Genomic DNA, 1,145 nt, shown 5'->3' with positions numbered 1-1,145 from the left:
CTCGCGGTTTCGCTGCCCTTTGTTCTGTCCATTGTAGCACGTGTGTAGCCCAGGTCATAAGGGGCATGATGATTTGACGTCATCCCCACCTTCCTCCGGTTTGTCACCGGCAGTCACCTTAGAGTGCCCAACTGAATGCTGGCAACTAAGATCAAGGGTTGCGCTCGTTGCGGGACTTAACCCAACATCTCACGACACGAGCTGACGACAACCATGCACCACCTGTCACTCTGCCCCCGAAGGGGACGTCCTATCTCTAGGATTGTCAGAGGATGTCAAGACCTGGTAAGGTTCTTCGCGTTGCTTCGAATTAAACCACATGCTCCACCGCTTGTGCGGGCCCCCGTCAATTCCTTTGAGTTTCAGTCTTGCGACCGTACTCCCCAGGCGGAGTGCTTAATGCGTTAGCTGCAGCACTAAGGGGCGGAAACCCCCTAACACTTAGCACTCATCGTTTACGGCGTGGACTACCAGGGTATCTAATCCTGTTCGCTCCCCACGCTTTCGCTCCTCAGCGTCAGTTACAGACCAGAGAGTCGCCTTCGCCACTGGTGTTCCTCCACATCTCTACGCATTTCACCGCTACACGTGGAATTCCACTCTCCTCTTCTGCACTCAAGTTCCCCAGTTTCCAATGACCCTCCCCGGTTGAGCCGGGGGCTTTCACATCAGACTTAAGAAACCGCCTGCGAGCCCTTTACGCCCAATAATTCCGGACAACGCTTGCCACCTACGTATTACCGCGGCTGCTGGCACGTAGTTAGCCGTGGCTTTCTGGTTAGGTACCGTCAAGGTGCCGCCCTATTTGAACGGCACTTGTTCTTCCCTAACAACAGAGCTTTACGATCCGAAAACCTTCATCACTCACGCGGCGTTGCTCCGTCAGACTTTCGTCCATTGCGGAAGATTCCCTACTGCTGCCTCCCGTAGGAGTCTGGGCCGTGTCTCAGTCCCAGTGTGGCCGATCACCCTCTCAGGTCGGCTACGCATCGTCGCCTTGGTGAGCCGTTACCTCACCAACTAGCTAATGCGCCGCGGGTCCATCTGTAAGTGGTAGCCGAAGCCACCTTTTATGTCTGAACCATGCGGTTCAGACAACCATCCGGTATTAGCCCCGGTTTCCCGGAGTTATCCCAGTCTTACAG

At 55.1% G+C, this 1,145-nt stretch carries 1 rRNA gene; it reads right to left on the bottom strand.

Going from position 1 to position 1,145, the window contains the following annotated elements:
- Positions 1-1,145 (bottom strand): 16S ribosomal RNA (locus SB816_RS29655); the annotation flags it as partial.

Origin of the sequence: Achromobacter sp. SIMBA_011 (assembly GCF_046535435.1) — a bacterium.
Taxonomy (GTDB): domain Bacteria; phylum Pseudomonadota; class Gammaproteobacteria; order Burkholderiales; family Burkholderiaceae_B; genus Achromobacter; species Achromobacter dolens.
Note: the sequence above shows the minus strand (reverse complement) of the source record. Positions and strands in the feature narration are given on the sequence as shown.